This window comes from Pyxidicoccus xibeiensis, from assembly GCF_024198175.1.
GTDB classification, from domain to species: Bacteria; Myxococcota; Myxococcia; order Myxococcales; family Myxococcaceae; genus Myxococcus; species Myxococcus xibeiensis.
In genome coordinates this window covers 54,902-70,923 of the sequence record NZ_JAJVKV010000023.1, presented here as the reverse complement: position 1 = coordinate 70,923, position 16,022 = coordinate 54,902, and the positions used below count along the sequence as shown (strand labels likewise).

Below are 16,022 nucleotides of genomic sequence, written 5' to 3'. Positions count from 1 at the left end.
TTCTACACATATGTCGACGTCAGCCATTGAGACCAAGGTCAAGAACATCATCGCCGACCAGCTCGGGGTGGGAGAGGACGAGATCAAGCCCGAGTCGTCCTTCATCGAGGACCTTGGCGCGGACAGCCTCGACATCGTGGAGCTCGTGATGGCGATGGAGGAGGAGTTCGAGGTCGAAATCCCCGACGAGGAGGCCGAGAACATCAAGACCGTCGGCGACGCCATCAACTACATCAACACCCACAAGAAGTAAGGCATCCCCAGGGCGTGCCGGGGTGCGGGGAGACGCCACGAAGGTGGCGTCCCCGGTGTCCCACTCGCCACCGGAGAGGACCGTGTCACACCGTCGAGTCGTCATCACCGGTACCGGGCTCATCTCGGCACTGGGCACAGGAACCGAGAAGAACTGGCAGGCGATGCTCGCCGGCAAGTCGGGTATTGCCCTGGTCACGCGCTTCGACCCGTTGAAGATCGACGCGCGAATCGCCGGCGAGGTGAAGGACTTCGAGCCGGAGACGTTCATCGACAGGCGCGAGGTGCGCCGGATGGACCTCTATGCCCAGTACGCCATGGCCGCCGCGGACATGGCCGTCAAGGAGTCGGGCATCCCCATCGGTCCGGACCAGCCTCACGGCTACGCCCCGGAGAAGGTCGGAGTCATCGTCGGCTCGGGCATCGGCGGCATCTCCTCGCTCGAGGAGCAGCACCGCAAGGGGCTGGAGAAGGGGTTCGACCGGCTGTCGCCCTTCTTCATCATCCAGATGATCGTCAACATGGCGCCCGGCCTCATCTCCATGCGGTACAACTGCAAGGGTCCCAACTGGGCCCCGGTGTCCGCGTGCGCCACCAGCGCCCACGCCATTGGCGAGGCCTACAAGTCCATCAAGCTGGGTGAGACGGACGCGGCCATCGCCGGCGGCGCCGAGGCGGCCATCACCCCGCTGGGGCTGGGTGGCTTCTCGGTGATGAAGGCGCTGTCCACGCGCAACGACGACCCGGCGGGCGCCAGCCGGCCCTTCGACAAGGACCGTGACGGCTTCGTCATGGGCGAGGGCGCGGGCATGCTCGTCCTGGAGGAGCTGGAGCACGCGAAGAAGCGCGGCGCCAAGATCCTCGCGGAGCTGGTGGGCTACGGGGCGAACTCGGACGCGTACCACGTGACGCAGCCGGCCCCCGAGGGCGAGGGTGCGGCGCGCTGCATGCGGCTGGCGCTCCAGTCGGCGGGCATGACGCCGGACCAGGTGGGCTACATCAACGCCCACGGCACCTCCACCCCGTTCAACGACGCGAACGAGACCAAGGCCATCAAGGCGGTGTTCGGCGACCACGCGCGCAAGCTGGCGGTGTCCTCCACCAAGTCCATGACGGGCCACATGCTCGGCGCGGCGGGTGGCGCGGAGGCCGTGGTCAGCGCGCTGGTGCTGTCGCGCAACATCCTGCCGCCCACCATCAACCAGGTGACGCCGGACCCGGACTGTGACCTGGACTACGTGCCGAACACGGCGCGCGAGGCGAAGGTGGACGCGGTGATGAGCAATTCGTTCGGCTTCGGTGGCACCAACGCGGTGCTGCTGTTCAAGCGGTTCTAGCCGGCCCCAGGAGAGCCCCGCGTGAAAGTCCTCATCGCTTCCGACCACGCGGGCCTGGAGCTCCGGCAGGAGCTGGTGGCTTCGCTGAAGGAGCGGGGCGTGGCCCATGACGACGTGGGCCCCGTCACCCGCGACTCGGTGGACTACCCGGACTTCGCCACCCGGGTGGCCCGGGCGGTGGCGGCCGGGGAGTACGCGCTGGGCGTGCTGGTGTGTGGCACGGGCATCGGCATGAGCATCGTCGCCAACAAGCACCGGGGCGTGCGCGCGGCCCTGTGCACCACCGAGTTCGAGGCCCGCATGGCCCGCGCTCACAACGACGCCAACGTGCTGTGCCTGGGCCAGCGCGTGGTGGGGGCCGGCGTGGGCCGCGCCATCCTCGAGGCGTTCCTCAGCACCCCCTTCGAGGGCGGCCGCCACGAGCGGCGCGTCCAGAAGATCCGCGAGGCCGAGTCCCAGGGCTAGCGGCCCCGCCGTACCCGTTGTCGTCGAGGGAATCCGCCATGGAGAACACCCGCACGCTGACCGACGTGGACCCCGAGATTGCCCGGGTCCTCCACGAGGAGACCCGGCGCCAGGAGGAGGGGCTGGAGCTCATCGCCTCGGAGAACTTCGTCTCTCCGGCGGTGCTGGAGGCGGTGGGCTCGGTGCTCACCAACAAGTACGCGGAGGGCTACCCCGGCAAGCGCTACTACGGCGGCTGCGAGGTGGTGGACATCGCGGAGAACCTGGCCATTGCCCGTGCGAAGGAGCTGTTCGGCGCGGACTCCGTCAACGTGCAGGCGCACTCGGGCAGCCAGGCCAACATGGGCGCCTTCATGGCGCTGATGAAGCCGGGCGACACCATGCTGTCGCTCGACTTGAACTCCGGCGGCCACCTCACGCACGGCGCGGCGTTCAACTTCTCCGGCAAGCTCTACAAGGTCGTCCACTACGGCCTGACGCGCGAGACGGAGACCATCGACTTCGCCCAGGTGGAGGCGCTGGCCAAGGAGCACAAGCCCAAGGTCATCGTGGTGGGCGCCAGCGCGTACCCGCGTACGCTCGACTTCGCGAAGTTCCGCGAGATTGCGGACGGCGTGGGCGCGGCGATGCTGGTGGACATGGCGCACATCGCCGGCCTGGTGGCCGCGGGCGTGCACCCGTCGCCGGTGCCCTTCGCGGACATCGTCACCAGCACCACCCACAAGACGCTGCGCGGCCCGCGCGGCGGCCTGGTGCTCAGCCGCGAGGCGTACGCCAAGAGCATCAACAGCCAGATCTTCCCCGGCATCCAGGGCGGCCCGCTGATGCACGTCATCGCCGGCAAGGCGGTGGCCTTCAAGGAAGCGCTGTCGCCCGAGTTCAAGACGTACCAGCGGCAGATTGTCGCCAACGCGAAGGCGCTGGCGGAGGCGCTGCTGCGCGCGGGCCTGCGGCTGACGTCCGGCGGCACCGACAACCACCTGATGCTGGTGGACCTGCGCCCCAAGAAGCTCACCGGCAAGGTGGCCGAGGAGGTCCTTGGCAAGGCCGGCATCACCGTGAACAAGAACATGATTCCGTTCGACCCGGAGAAGCCGATGACGACGTCCGGCGTCCGGGTGGGCACGCCGGCGATTACGACGCGTGGCATGCGCGAGGCGGAGATGGCGGTGGTGGGGCAGCTCATCGGCGAGGCGCTGGACGCCGCGCAGGACGACGCGGCCCTGGCCCGCATCCGGGGCAAGGTGAAGGAGCTGTCGCAGGGCTTCCCGCTGTATGCCTCGCGGCTGAAGTAACGGGAGCGCCTCCACCGCCCCCATGCGCTGCCCCTTCTGCCAGGACGCCGAGAACAAGGTCATCGACTCTCGCGAGTCGCACGAGGGCTCGGTCATCCGCCGTCGCCGCGAGTGCCTGGCCTGCAAGCGCCGCTTCACCACGTACGAGCGGGTGGAGGAGCTCTACCCGCTCATCGTGAAGAAGGACGGGCGGCGCGAGGCGTTCGACCGGGAGAAGATTGTCAGCGGCCTGAAGAAGGCGTGTGAGAAGCGGCCGGTCTCCGCCGACCAGCTGGAAGAGACGGTGGTGGCCATTGAAAGGCTGCTGCAGGGCATGGGCGAGAAGGAGGTCCCCTCGTCCGTCATCGGCGAGGAGGTCATGCGCCGGCTGCAGCAGCTGGATGAAGTGGCGTATGTGCGCTTTGCCTCCGTGTACCGGAGCTTCCGTGACATCGCGGAGTTCATGCACGAGCTGAAGGACTTGCTCGAGGCCGAGGAGCGCGAGCGCAAGGCGAAGCCTCCGATTCCGCCCGGCAAGGGCGGGTGAGAGGGCGTATGCGGCTGCTCACGCGGGCACGGATGGAGGCAACGCGGGCGCCCCGGGCGAAGCGGGCGGCGGACTTCGACCGCGCGGTGGCCGAGTTCTTCATGCGCATCGCGCTGGAGGAGGCCGCCAAGGGCCTGGGCCGCACCAGCCCGAATCCCGTGGTGGGCGCGGTGCTGGTGAAGGGCGGGCGCATCATCGCCCGCGGCTACCACAAGAAGGCGGGCACCGCGCACGCCGAGGTGGTGGCGCTGGAGGCCGCGGGCTCGAAGGCGAAGGGCGCGGACCTCTACACCACGCTGGAGCCGTGCGACCACTACGGGCGCACGCCCCCGTGCAGCCTGGCCATCATCGAGGCCGGGGTGCGCCGGGTCATCTGCGCGTCGGCGGACCCCAACCCCCAGGTGAGCGGCAAGGGCGTGGCGCGGCTGCGGCGCGCCGGGGTGCAGGTGCTCACGGGCGTGCTCCAGGAAGAGGCCGACAAGCTCAACCGGCCCTTCTTCAAGGTGATGCGCACGGGCCTGCCGTGGGTGACGCTGAAGGCGGCGGTGACGCTGGACGGGAAGCTGGCTACGGCCACCGGCGACTCGCGCTGGGTGACGGGCGAGAAGGCGCGCGCGTGGGTGCACCGGCTGCGCGACTCGGTGGACGTCATCCTGGTGGGCGCCAACACGGTGCGCAAGGACGACCCGAAGCTCACCACCCGGCTGCCGGGCGGCGGGGGCAAGGACCCGCTGCGCGTGGTGGTGGACAGCCACCTGCGCCTGTCCCCGGGCTACACCGTCTTCACCCAGCGCAGCCCCGCGCGCACCGTCATCGCCACGCTGGAGGACCCGGAGGGCCGCAAGGCGCGGCGCTTCCTCGCCCAGGGCGTGGAGGTGTGGCAGGTGCGCCAGAAGGCGGGCCGGGTGGACCTGAAGGCCCTGCTGCGCCGCATCGCCAAGGGCGGCCTCAACCACGTGCTGGTGGAGGGCGGGGCGGAGCTGTACGGCTCCTTCCTGCGCGGGCACCACGCGGACGCGCTGGCGCTGTTCCTCGCGCCCAAGCTGATTGGCAGCCCCGGCCTGTCGTGGGCGGGCGATCTGGGCGTGAAGGAGATGGCCCAGGCCGTGGCCGTGAGCGACCTCACCTTCGAGCGGTACGGCGACGACGTGCTGCTCCAGGCGCTGCTGTAGGACTCCCGGCGCGGGCAACCCGCCCCGGCGCCGGTTATAAGGCGCCCCATGTTCACCGGACTCATCCAGGACCTGGGCAGGGTGGAGCGCGTCATCCCCGGCGGCATGACGGACCTCTGGATTCGCACGACGCTGGGCGCGGAGAGGTTCGACCTGGGCGAGTCCATCGCCGTGGACGGCGCGTGCCTCACGGTGGTGGAGCGCTCGGGGGACACCTTCAAGGTCCAGGCCGCGCCGGAGACGCTGCGGCGCACCACCCTGGGCGCCGTGCGGCCGGGCGACCGGGTGAACCTGGAGCGCGCCCTGGCGCTGGGCGACCGGCTGGGCGGGCACCTGGTCTCCGGCCACGTGGACGCCGTGAGCCAGGTGCTGGAGACGTACCCCGAGGGCGGCTCCTGGGTGATGGTCTTCCGGCTGCCCGGGGAGCTGGCTCCCTACTTCATCGAGAAGGGCTCGGTGGCCATCGACGGCATCAGCCTCACGGTGAACACGGTGGGGGAGGACCGCTTCGCAGTGCAGCTCATCCCGGAGACGCAGGAGCGCACCACCCTGCGGGGCAAGCCGGTAGGGGCCCGGGTCAACCTGGAGGCGGACCAGATTGGGAAGTACGTGGCCCGGCTGTTCGCGCTCCAGCGGGGGCAGGGGGCACCCGGGGGCGGCGGGCTGACGGCGGCGGCCGTCCGGGCGGCGGGGTTCGGCACGCCGTAGCAGGCGACGCCGGGGCCCGGGTGGTGTAGGAAGCGCCGCATGCCTCGCTATTTCGACGGTGACTTCCTTCCCCCCAAGGGGCGCTTCGCCATCTGCGTGGCCCGCTTCAACGGCTTCATCACCGAGGAGCTGGCCAAGGGCGCCGTGGACACCCTGGTGCGCCATGGCGTCGCGGACGCGGACATCGACGTGTACCGCTGCCCCGGCACCTACGAGCTGCCCGGCCTGGTCCGCCGCATCACGGAGTCCCGCCAGTACGCGGGCGTCATCACCCTGGGCGCCGTCATCCGGGGCGGCACCCCCCACTTCGACTACGTCGCGGGCGAGTGCGCCAAGGGCATCGGCTCGGTGGCCTTCACCGCGGCGGCGGCCTCGCCGGCCACGGCCGTCACCTTCGGTGTGCTGACGTGCGACACCGTGGAGCAGGCCATCGACCGGGCGGGCGTGAAGGCGGGCAACAAGGGCGCGGAGGCCACGCTGGCCTGCATCGAGATGGTCAACCTGTACGCGAAGCTGGCGGCGACCGAAGGAAGGAAGGGGTAGCCATGGGCGCGCGGAGAACGGGACGCGAGCGGGCACTGCAGGCGCTCTACCAGCTGGACATGTCGCAGGCGACGGTGGCCGAGGCCCTGGAGTCCGCGTGGACGGCCTCCGAGGAGGCCAAGAGAGACCCGGACGCGGTGAAGTTCGCCCGCGAGCTGGTGGAGGGCGTGCAGGCCCACCGCGACGAAATCGACGAGCTGATTGAGCGGCACAGCCACAACTGGCGGCTGGACCGCATGTCCCGCATCGACCGCAACGTGCTGCGCCTGGGCATCTTCGAACTGAAGTACCGCCCCGACATCCCCCGCAAGGTGTCCATCAACGAGGCGGTGGAGCTGGGGAAGAACTTCGGGACCGAGGAGTCCAGCGCCTTCGTGAACGGCCTGCTGGACCGGGTCGCCGTCGCGCTCAACAAGCAGTGAGCCCCTGACGCGGGGGAGGGACGCGCCGTGAGCCAGACGACGACGCACGACATCGGGTTGGACGGGCTGGACGCGCTCGGCGGGGTAGATGCCCTCTGCCTCTTCGTGAGCGAGGATGACCGGCCCCTGCCGTCCTCCGCGGGCTACGTGGACTGGCGCCTGTGCGGCGCGCTGTCCCGGGTGCTCAAGAATGGCTTCTTCACCGGCGCCAAGGACGACTGGCTCCTGCTGCCGTCCGACGGGAAGCTGCCTGTGCCGCGCATCTTCGTGGTGGGGCTGGGCTCCCGTCAGAAGCTGGACGCTGGCGCCCTGGGCGAGGCCCTGGCCAACGCGGGCCGGGTGCTGAGCCGGGCGAAGGTGGACTCGGTGGCCCTGGAGGTGCCCGGAGGCGGCCGGACGGAGGACGCGGCGCGGGCCGAGGCCTTCCAGAAGGGCTTCCTGCCGGCGTTCAAGGGCGCACGGGTAGCGGTCCTCGCGGACAAGGGGCTCGTCCGGCTGCTGCCAGGCCGCAAGGGGTGACGCCCGGCGGCCGGGCGGGTGTTCTGTTAGGATGCACCGCCCGGGGCGAGCGCACATGCGTGTGAAGGTGTTGATTGTCGAGGACTCGAAAGCGTCGCGCGAGTACATCGCGGCGATGGTAGAGGCCGTGGAGGGCATCGAGGCGGTGGTGACCTCGAGCGGCTTCGAGGCGCTGAAGCTGCTGCCGCGCCACCGGTTCGAGCTCATCATCACCGACATCAACATGCCGGACATCAACGGGCTGGAGCTCATCAACTTCGTCAAGAAAAACCCCAACTACCGGGACGTGCCGCTCTTCATCATCACCACCGAGGGGCGCGAGCAGGACCGCGAGCGGGGGATGGCGCTGGGCGCGACGGAGTACCTGGTCAAGCCGTTCCTGCCCGGGAGCCTGGAAGGGCTCCTGCGCCGGTACCTGAAGCTGCCGTGAACCCCGGGAGCAAGGCCCTGGCCGAGTTCGTGGCCGAGGCGACGGAAATCCTCGACGCCCTGGGCAAGGACCTGCTCGTCCTGGACGAGCGGCGCGGCCAGGAGGCGGACCCGGAGCTGGTCAACGGCATCTTCCGCGCCGCGCACTCGCTCAAGGGGCTGTCCGGCCTGTTCGGCCAGGAGCGCATCTCCCGCCTGGCGCACGGCACCGAGGACCTGCTCGACAGGCTGCGGCTGGGGAAGCTGCGGCTGGACGACACGGTGCTGGACGCGCTGATTGAAGTGCTCGACGCCTTCCAGGCGCTGCTGGCGGAGGCGGCGCGGGGCGCGGAGTCCGAGCCGCTCACCCGGCGCGTGGAGGACATGTCCACGCGGCTGGAGCGGCTGGGCTCTCCTCCGGCCGTGTCGGACGAGGACCCGCTGGACAGGCTGGAGCTGGACGCGCACGTGCGCTCCGTCTTCACCGAGTACGAGGAGCACCGGCTGCGGGAGAACGTGCGGCGCGGCGTGTCCCTGTGGCGCGTGCGCGCGGCGTTCGACTTGTCCGACTTCGACAAGGGGCTGGCGGACCTCAACGCGCGCCTCAAGCCGCTGGGCGAGGTCATCAGCACGCTGCCCTCCGCGCGGCCCGGTGGGACGCACGGCATCGCCTTCGACCTCATCTTCGGCGCGCAGGCGGCCAGCGCGCAGCTCGAGGCCGGGCTCCAGGGCACGCCCGCGGAGCTGTCCCAGCTGGTGGTGCGCCCCGCGGCGCCCCAGGCCTCCACCGGCGGCCCGTCCTCCACCTCCCAGTCCACGCTCACCCGGGTGGCGCCCGCCGAGGTGGTGCCCGCGGCTCCGGCGAAGCGGGGCGGCAAGAAGAAGGGCGCCAGGGCCGCGCCGGGGCCCGGGGCCCAGCCGCTGCTGCCCTCCCTGACGCGCGCCGGGGACATCGCTGCTCCGGACTCGGACTCGGGCTCGGGCTTGGGCTCAGGCTCGGAAGACGCGCTGGTGCCGGCTTCGTCCCTCCAGCCCTACGACGCCGGCACGCCCCCGGCGCCGCCGGTGGCCCTCGTGCAGGGGCCCTCCGTGGCGCAGCGGGTCCGGGCCGTGGTGACGGAGGCTCCGGGCGCGCAGAAGGCCGTCACGCCCGCGGCCGGGCGCATGGAGGCGGACACGTCGCTGCGCTCGCTGACGCAGACGGTGCGCGTGGACATCGGCCGGCTGGACGGCCTCATCAACATGGTGGGCGAGCTGCTGCTCATCAAGGCCAACCTCCAGCGCCTGGCGGAGTCCGCGCGGCAGGACGGCACGGTGGCGCTGTCCAAGTTGTTCGGTCAGGAGCTGGCGCGCGAGACGCGGGGCCTGGAGCGCAAGCTGGAGGCGCTCCAGGAGGGCCTGCTGGAAGCGCGGATGGTGCCCGTCGGCCAGGTGTTCGACAAGCTGGCCCGGCTGGTGCGCCGCATCACCCGCGAGGCGGGCAAGGAAATCGAGTTCGTCATCAGCGGCGGCGAGGTGGAGCTGGACAAGCTCATCGTCGAGGAGCTGAGCGACCCGCTGATGCACCTCATCCGCAACGCCATCGACCATGGCGTGGAGTCGCCCGAGGCGCGGCTGGCGGCGGGCAAGTCCCGGCGCGCGGTGGTGTCGCTGCGCGCCGAGCAGAAGGGCAACCACGTCGTCATCGAGGTGAGCGACGACGGGGCCGGCATCGACGAGCTGCGCGTGCGCGAGGTGGCCCTCACCCGGGGCCTCATCACCTTCTCCCAGGCGGCGGAGATGAGCCGGCGCGAGCTGCTCAACCTCATCTTCCTGCCCGGCTTCTCCACCGCGCGCAGCGTGTCCGAGCTGTCCGGGCGCGGCGTGGGCCTGGACGTGGTGAAGAACAACCTGGGCAACCTGTCCGGCATCATCGACGTGTGGAGCGAGCGCGGGAAGGGCACCGCCTTCCACCTCACGCTGCCCGTCACCCTGGCCATCATCCGCGCGCTCGTCGTCGGGGTGAGCGGGCGCACCTACGCGGTGCCGCTCAACAGCGTGCTGGAAATCCTCTCCGTGCAGCCCAGGGAAATCCGCACGGTGGAGCGCCGCGAGGTGCTGGACCTGCGCGGGCAGACGCTGCCCTTCGTGCGGCTGGCGAGGATGTTCGCGCTGCCGGAGCGGCCGGTGAGCCGGCACTTCGTGGTGGTGGTGGGGCTGGCGCAGGAGCGGCTGGGCATCGCCGTGGACGAGCTGCACGGCCAGCAGGACATCGTCACCAAGCCCCTGGGAGGCCGGCTCCAGTCCGTCCGGGGCATCTCCGGCGCCACGGACCTGGGCAACCGGCGCACGGTGCTGGTGCTGGACGTGGCGGCGCTGCTGGAGGAGGGCATGGCCCTGGAGCGGCGTCGGGCGTGACTCGCGGCGCGGTAGGGCCGTCCGGTGCTATTCTTGGTGGCCGTGTCCAGGTTCGCTGAGCTGCTCGACGACTTCTTCTACCGCCCGGACGAGGATGTCGCCGGCCTGCAGGACTTTGCTTCCGGGAGCGACGGGGCCCAGGGCTCCGCGCCCGAGGAGGTGCCGGAGGAGTACCTGGCCTTCCGCCTGGAGGGCGAGTGCTACGCGGTGCCCATCCGCGTCGTGCGCGAAATCTCCAAGGTGCCGCCGCTGACGGAGATTCCGCGGGCGGAGCCCCACCTGCTGGGCGTGATGAACCTGCGGGGCGAGCTGCTGCCCGCCTACGACATCAAGATGCGGCTGCGGCTGGCGGACCGGGCGCCGGTGGTGGCCGGGCCCGAGGCACTCCAGCCCCCGCGCGAGGCGCGCATCCTGGTGCTGCGCACGGAGTCCGGCCCGGCCGGGGTGTGGGTGGACGGCGTCACCGGCGTGGTGAAGCTGAAGCCCTCCATGCTGGAGGCGGCGCCGCCGGGGCTGCGCACCGGGGAGCGCGACTGCGTGGTGGGCATCGGCCGGCGGGGCGCGACGCTCTACATCCTCCTGGACCCGGAGCAGGCGCTCTCGTCATGAAGGACTCCGTCAACCTCCTGGCGCGCCGGCCGCGCGCGGTGCTGGACGCGCCCACCTCCGAGGCGGACACGGTGGTGCAGCTGTGCGCCTTCTTCGTGGGCCGCGAGGAGTACGTGCTGGACATCATGCGCGTGGAGGAAATCCTCCCGCCCCAGCGTGTCACCCCCATCCCCCATGCTCCTTCCTTCGTGGAGGGGGTGCTGCACCTGCGAGGCACCATCCTGCCGGTGGTGGACCTGCGCAGCCGGCTCCTGGGCCAGCCGACGCCGGAGTCGCCCAAGGCGCGGCTGCTGGTGTGCCGGCTGGGGACGCGGCGCGTGGCGGTGCGCGTGGACCGGGTGGCGGAGGTGATGCGGGTGCGCCGCGGGGACATCAAGCCCGCGCCCGCGCTGGTGGTGGCGGGGCGCTCGCCCTTCGTGGTGGGCGTGTGCGGGCCGCCGGAGCGCCTGAGGTTGCTGCTGGACCTCAAGGCCCTGCTGCGCGCGGAGCTGGAGCGCGAGTCCTCGAGGAAGCCGGAGTGAGCATGGAAGGGGTGTCACGGATGGAGACGCAGGGACTGGAAGGGCACCGCCGCATCCTCGGCATCCTCTTCATCGTGATGAACGCCCTGACGCTGCTGGCCGCGGTGGCGGTGGTGGGCGTCATGCTCTTCGCCAGCACCCTGGGGGGGCCGGACATGCCTCAGGAGTCGCGCACGGTGATGCTCGTCGGCACCCTCGGCATGGGCGGGTGCCTCCTGCTGGTGGGGCTGCCGGGCATCATCACCGGCGTCGGCCTGCTGAAGCGCCGGCGGTGGGCGAGGATGGCGGCGCTGGTGCTGGGCATCATCTCCCTGCCGAGCGCCCCCCTGGGCACGGCGGTGGGCATCTACGCCCTCTGGTTCTACATGCAACAGGGGTCCGACCAGGTCTTCGAATGAACCACCTGCCCGAGTTCCCGGCGGAGGAGGAGCGGTACCGGGCGCTCCACGAGCTGGACCCCCGGATGCCGGGGGCGTTGGAGGTGCTGGTGCTCGGCCTCCACGACGAGAGCTGGCGCGTGCGCCACATCGCGGCCGAGGCCCTCAAGCGGCTGCCGTCGCCGCGCGAGGTGGCCGAGCGCCTCATCTGCGTGCTGGGAGAGCGGGGCGAGACGGGCGCGCGCAACGCGGCGGCGGAGGCGCTGGCGGGCCTGGGCGGTGCGTCCCTGGGGCCGCTGGTGCGGCTGCTGGCGCACCCGGACCCGGATCAGCGCAAGTTCGCGGCGGACATCCTCGGGCAGCTCGGGCAGCGCACCGCGGAGCTGCCCCTGGTTCAAGCGCTGGAGGACGCCGACCTCAACGTGCGGGTGGCCGTCTCCGAGGCGCTGGGACGGGTGGGCGGCGAGCACGCGGCCCGCGCGCTGGAAGCGCTGCTGGAGGACCCGGAGCCCCTGCTGAGGCTGTCCGCGCTGGAGGGGCTGGCGCTGCTGCGGTGCCCGCCGCCGCTGTCCGTCGTGGTGGCGCTGCTGGGGGACATGCGGCTGCAGCGCAGTGCCTTTCGCGTGCTGGGGCTGGTGCCCCAGGTGGCGGCCACCGAGCGCATCTGCCAGGGCCTGGCGTCACCGCTGCGCTCGGTGCGCGAGGCGGCCCTGGGCGGACTGGGGACGCAGACGGCGCTGGCGGAGCCGGTGCGGCGCGGTGAAATCGAGGCGGTGGTGCGCGCGGCGCTGCGGCGGCTGCCGGACGCGGCGGAGCGGCTGGCCCAGGCGCTGGAGGCCGACGACGTCACGGTGCGCGCGGGCGCCCTGGTGGCGGTGGCGGCGCTGGGCGAGGCGTCGCTCGCGGTGCCGGTGGCGGAGGCGGCGCGCGAGGACCGGCTGCTGCGCGAGGTGCTGAACACGCTGTGCCGGCTGGGGCCGGAGGGCGGGCGCGCGCTGCTGGCCCGGATGCCGGACTTGTCCCTGCCGGCGCGGGCGGCCGCCGTCGAGGCGCTGGTGGACCTGGTGGACCCGTCGTCGGTGACGGCGCTGTGCGCGCTGCTGGAGTGGGCGGAGGAGGACCTGCGCGCCGGCGTGGTGCGCGCGCTGGGCCGCACGCGCTCTCCGGAGGCCGTGCCCCCGCTGGTGGACCTGCTGGTGGACCCGGCCCTGGCGGGCGTGGCGACCCGGGCGCTGGGCGTGCTCGCGGGCAGCGCGCGGCCCGCCGTGCTGGCGGCGCTGGAGGAGGCGGTGGAGAATCGGGCGACTCCGGCGGCGGTGGCGGCGCTGGCCCGCGTGGGCGGCGCGCCCGCGCTGCCCGCGCTGCGGCGGCTGGCCCGGGACGTGGAGCCCCCCTGGCGCGCGGCGGCGGTGGAGGCCGCGGGAGAGGTGGACGGCGCGGTGGGCCGGGAGCTGTCGCGCGCGGCGCTGGCGGACGAGGCGGTGCCGGTGCGGGCCGCGGGCGCGCGCGCCATGGGACGGCTGGGCGGCCCGGAGGCGGGGGCGCTGCTGCTGCCCGCGCTGCATGACGAGGACGTGTCCGTGCGGCTGGCCGCGGTGCAGGCGGTGGGCGAGTGCGGCGCGGTGGAGCGGGCGACGGAGCTGGAAACGCTGGTGCGGCACCCGGACGGCGCGCTGGCGGTGGCGGCGGTGCGCGCGCTGGCGCGGCTGGGGGCGGCGAGCCCCCACGTGTTGCGGGAGGCGGCGGGCCATCCCGACGCGGAGGTGGTGAAGGCGGCCCTGTCCGCGGGAGCGGTGTCCGAGGAGGGCGTGGCGCTGGCGCTGGCGCTGCTGGGCCATGCGCGCTGGGACGTGCGCGCGGCGGCGGCGCGGGTGCTGGGGGATTCGGGCGGGCCGGAGTGCCTGGGCGCCGCCCGCCAGGCGCTGGAGGCGGAGCCGGACGCCCTGGCGCGGCAGACCCTGTCCGACGCGGTGGAGCGCCTGTCCAGGCGCTGAGGGGGAACCGCGTGTCACGCTTCGACGACAGTCGCCCGGAGATGACGGTGGAGGAGTTCCGCCTCCTGCGGGACCACGTGTATTCGCACTGCGGTATCCTGGTGCACGAGGACATGAAGTTCGTGATGGAGCGCCGGCTGTGGCCGCGGCTGGAGGCGCTGGGCCTGGCGGACTTCGGCGCGTACCACCGCTACCTGCGCTACGACCCGCAGCGGCACGCCGAGCTGGAAGCGGCCGTCGAGTCGCTCACCACGCACGAGACGTACTTCTTCCGCGAGCCCTCGCAGCTCAAGGCCTTCTGCGACGAGCTGCTGCCGGTGCTGGAGAAGCGCAACGGGCGCCTGAAGCGGCTGCGGCTGTGGTCGGCGGGCTGTTCCTCCGGCGAGGAGGCCTACACGCTGGCCATGCTCCTCAAGGACAGCCACCGCTTCGACGACTGGGACGTGGAGGTGTACGGCACGGACATCTCGCGGCGCGTGCTGGCGCTGGCGCGGCGCGCGGAGTACGGCCCGTCCGCGCTGCGCGCCACGTCGGCGGACCTGCTGGAGCGCTTCTTCGTGCCGGCGGGCAACAACCGCGTGCGCGTACGCGACGAGGTGCGCTCCTGGGTGTCCTTCGGCCACCACAACCTGCTGGACGAGACGGGCAGCCAGCTGGTGCCGCGCATGGACGCCGTCTTCTGCCGCAACGTGATGATCTACTTCGACCAGGCGGCGCGCCGCCGGGTGCTGCGCATCGTCAGGGACCGGCTCGTTCCAGGGGGGTATCTGTTGCTGGGCCACTCGGAGAACCTCCTCAACCTGGGCGCGGACTTCGAGCTGGTGCACCTGCGCGGAGACCTGGTGTACCGCCGGCCGGAGCTGCCGGGGTTGACGGGAGGGGAGGGCCGATGAGCGCGCAGGACTCCATCTCCGTGCTCGTCATCGACGACTCGGCGCACAACCGCCGCACCCTCTCCACGCTGCTGGAGTCCGCGCCGGACGTGCGCGTGCTGGACCGCGCGGCGGACGGCGAGGAGGGGCTGAAGAAGGTCCTGGAGCTGAAGCCGGACGTGGTGACGTTGGACTTGGAGATGCCGAAGCTGGGGGGCTACACATTCTTGCGGCTGCTGATGCGCACGCTGCCCACGCCCGTCATCGTCATCTCCAGCTACGCGCACAAGTCGGACGTGTTCAAGGCGCTGGAGCTGGGGGCCTTCGACTTCATCGCCAAGCCGCCCCGGGGCACGCAGGAGGCGCTGGACGGGCTGCGCGGCGAGCTGCTCGACAAGGTGCGCGCGGCCCGGCACGTCCGTCCCGGACAGCGGCACGCGGCGCCGGGCGCGCGGGCCATGGCGGTGGCGGGCGAGCTGCCGCTGGTGGTGGCGGTGGGCGCGTCCACGGGCGGGCCTCCCGCTGTCCAGCGACTGCTGGAGGGGCTGGCCGCGGAGCCGACGCCGTGCGTGCTGGTGAGCCAGCACATGCCCTCGCAGTTCACCCGCGCCTTCGCGGAGCGGTTGGACCGCATCGGCCCCTTCACGGTGACGGAGGCGTGTGACGGGGACGTGGTGCAGCCGGGGCACGTGTACATCGCCCCGGGCGGGCGTCACATGGTGGTGGCCGAGCGCGGGACGCGGCTGGAGCTGCACACGCCGCCGCCCACGCCGCTGGACAAGTACGCGCCCAGCGTGGACCGGCTCTTCACCAGCGTGGCGCAGGTGCTGGGCTCCAAGTCGCTGGCCGTCGTGCTGACGGGCATGGGCGCGGACGGCGCGGAGGGCGCCCGCGAGGTGCACCGCGCGGGCGGCGAGGTCTGGGCCGAGTCGGAGGAGACGGCCGTCGTGTTCGGCATGCCCGGAGAGGCCATCGCCACCGGGGCGGTGAAGCGCGTGCTGCGGCTGGGCGACATCGGCCCCGCGCTGGCCGCCGTGGCGAAGCGGCGGCGGTAGTCAGGGACAGTCCGGCTTCAGCGCTCTGTCCGGAAGCCCCGTACGCGGAGTGTCTTTGCCGGACAGCGCCCGGTGCCGGGCCTGTTGGTGCCGGACATGGCCTCGCGGGGCAGGTGGATCCACCGCTTGTCCCGGGTGTTAGGCTGAGCCGGACATGGCGCAGCAGATCCGAGCACTGGTGGTGGACGACTCGCAGGCGATGCGGCGGAGCATCATGTATGCCCTGCAGCGCCTGGACGGCGTGGTCTGCACCGAGGCGCAGGATGGGGCCGAGGGGCTGAAGAAGCTGACGCAGGGGCGCTTCGACCTGGTGCTGACGGACATCAACATGCCGCTGATGGACGGGCTGAAGCTCATCAGCCACATCCGCCAGGCGACGGACCACCGCAACGTGCCCATCGTCGTCATCACCACGGAGGGCGCGGCGGCGGACCGCGAGCGGGCGATGCGGCTGGGCGCCAGCGCGTACCTCGTGAAGCCCGTGCAGGCCCGCGTGGTGATGGACACGGTGCGTGACCTGCTGAAGCTGGACTGAGGGCGGACGCGCGCG

General features: G+C 72.0%; 19 protein-coding genes. All 19 read left to right on the top strand.

What is annotated here, in order from left to right; all coding sequences use genetic code 11:
* Positions 1-10 precede the first annotated feature (10 nt).
* The 19 genes from acpP (at position 11) to LXT23_RS46430 (ending at position 16,007) form a co-directional block, all read left to right on the top strand.
* Entirely contained in the window at positions 11-253 is a 243-nt protein-coding gene (acpP, locus tag LXT23_RS46520) for an acyl carrier protein (RefSeq protein ID WP_164001339.1), read from the top strand.
* An 82-nt stretch (positions 254-335) separates the two neighbouring features.
* Positions 336-1,589 (top strand): beta-ketoacyl-ACP synthase II, encoded by a 1,254-nt coding sequence (fabF, locus tag LXT23_RS46515; RefSeq protein ID WP_253986987.1) that lies wholly within the window; start codon positions 336-338, stop codon positions 1,587-1,589.
* A gap of 21 nt (positions 1,590-1,610) precedes the next feature.
* Positions 1,611-2,054: a ribose 5-phosphate isomerase B gene (gene rpiB, locus LXT23_RS46510; RefSeq protein ID WP_253986986.1), complete on the top strand. Its 444-nt coding sequence runs from the start codon at positions 1,611-1,613 to the stop codon at positions 2,052-2,054.
* A 38-nt stretch (positions 2,055-2,092) separates the two neighbouring features.
* Positions 2,093-3,349 carry a serine hydroxymethyltransferase gene (locus LXT23_RS46505; RefSeq protein WP_253986985.1) on the top strand — a complete coding sequence of 419 codons (1,257 nt, stop codon included), beginning with the start codon at positions 2,093-2,095 and terminating at the stop codon, positions 3,347-3,349.
* 22 nt (positions 3,350-3,371) lie between these two features.
* The gene (nrdR, locus tag LXT23_RS46500) at positions 3,372-3,875 is read left to right on the top strand and encodes a transcriptional regulator NrdR (protein ID WP_253986984.1); all 504 of its coding nucleotides are present in this window, start codon (positions 3,372-3,374) and stop codon (positions 3,873-3,875) included.
* An 8-nt stretch (positions 3,876-3,883) separates the two neighbouring features.
* Positions 3,884-5,047, top strand: a complete 1,164-nt coding sequence (gene ribD, locus LXT23_RS46495) for a bifunctional diaminohydroxyphosphoribosylaminopyrimidine deaminase/5-amino-6-(5-phosphoribosylamino)uracil reductase RibD (protein WP_253986983.1) — start codon at positions 3,884-3,886, stop codon at positions 5,045-5,047.
* Positions 5,048-5,095: 48 nt separating this feature from the next.
* Positions 5,096-5,755: a riboflavin synthase gene (locus LXT23_RS46490; protein WP_253986982.1), complete on the top strand. Its 660-nt coding sequence runs from the start codon at positions 5,096-5,098 to the stop codon at positions 5,753-5,755.
* A gap of 39 nt (positions 5,756-5,794) precedes the next feature.
* Entirely contained in the window at positions 5,795-6,298 is a 504-nt protein-coding gene (gene ribH, locus LXT23_RS46485) for a 6,7-dimethyl-8-ribityllumazine synthase (protein ID WP_253986981.1), read from the top strand.
* A 2-nt stretch (positions 6,299-6,300) separates the two neighbouring features.
* Positions 6,301-6,720 (top strand): transcription antitermination factor NusB, encoded by a 420-nt coding sequence (gene nusB / locus LXT23_RS46480; protein ID WP_253986980.1) that lies wholly within the window; start codon positions 6,301-6,303, stop codon positions 6,718-6,720.
* Between the two features lie 27 nt (positions 6,721-6,747).
* The gene (locus tag LXT23_RS46475; RefSeq protein ID WP_253986979.1) at positions 6,748-7,239 is read left to right on the top strand and encodes a M17 family peptidase N-terminal domain-containing protein; all 492 of its coding nucleotides are present in this window, start codon (positions 6,748-6,750) and stop codon (positions 7,237-7,239) included.
* 55 nt (positions 7,240-7,294) lie between these two features.
* Positions 7,295-7,669: a response regulator gene (locus tag LXT23_RS46470; RefSeq protein ID WP_253986978.1), complete on the top strand. Its 375-nt coding sequence runs from the start codon at positions 7,295-7,297 to the stop codon at positions 7,667-7,669.
* Positions 7,666-10,044, top strand: a complete 2,379-nt coding sequence (locus tag LXT23_RS46465; RefSeq protein WP_253986977.1) for a chemotaxis protein CheW — start codon at positions 7,666-7,668, stop codon at positions 10,042-10,044. Before LXT23_RS46470 ends, LXT23_RS46465 begins: the two co-directional genes overlap by 4 nt.
* 42 nt (positions 10,045-10,086) lie before the next feature.
* Positions 10,087-10,653, top strand: coding sequence for a chemotaxis protein CheW (locus LXT23_RS46460; protein ID WP_253986976.1), 567 nt, complete (start codon positions 10,087-10,089; stop codon positions 10,651-10,653).
* The gene (locus tag LXT23_RS46455) at positions 10,650-11,174 is read left to right on the top strand and encodes a chemotaxis protein CheW (RefSeq protein WP_253986975.1); all 525 of its coding nucleotides are present in this window, start codon (positions 10,650-10,652) and stop codon (positions 11,172-11,174) included. Before LXT23_RS46460 ends, LXT23_RS46455 begins: the two co-directional genes overlap by 4 nt.
* Before the next feature lie 2 nt (positions 11,175-11,176).
* Positions 11,177-11,572: a hypothetical protein gene (locus tag LXT23_RS46450; protein ID WP_253987032.1), complete on the top strand. Its 396-nt coding sequence runs from the start codon at positions 11,177-11,179 to the stop codon at positions 11,570-11,572.
* Complete coding sequence (locus LXT23_RS46445) at positions 11,569-13,545, top strand: HEAT repeat domain-containing protein (protein WP_253986974.1); 1,977 nt, start codon at positions 11,569-11,571, stop codon at positions 13,543-13,545. The genes LXT23_RS46450 and LXT23_RS46445 overlap by 4 nt, the downstream gene beginning before the upstream one ends.
* 11 nt (positions 13,546-13,556) lie before the next feature.
* The gene (locus LXT23_RS46440) at positions 13,557-14,438 is read left to right on the top strand and encodes a CheR family methyltransferase (RefSeq protein WP_253986973.1); all 882 of its coding nucleotides are present in this window, start codon (positions 13,557-13,559) and stop codon (positions 14,436-14,438) included.
* On the top strand, positions 14,435-15,472 hold the full coding sequence (locus LXT23_RS46435) for a protein-glutamate methylesterase/protein-glutamine glutaminase (protein ID WP_253986972.1): 1,038 nt from the start codon (positions 14,435-14,437) through the stop codon (positions 15,470-15,472). Before LXT23_RS46440 ends, LXT23_RS46435 begins: the two co-directional genes overlap by 4 nt.
* A 154-nt stretch (positions 15,473-15,626) precedes the next feature.
* On the top strand, positions 15,627-16,007 hold the full coding sequence (locus tag LXT23_RS46430) for a response regulator (protein WP_253986971.1): 381 nt from the start codon (positions 15,627-15,629) through the stop codon (positions 16,005-16,007).
* The last annotated feature ends 15 nt before the right edge of the window (positions 16,008-16,022 follow it).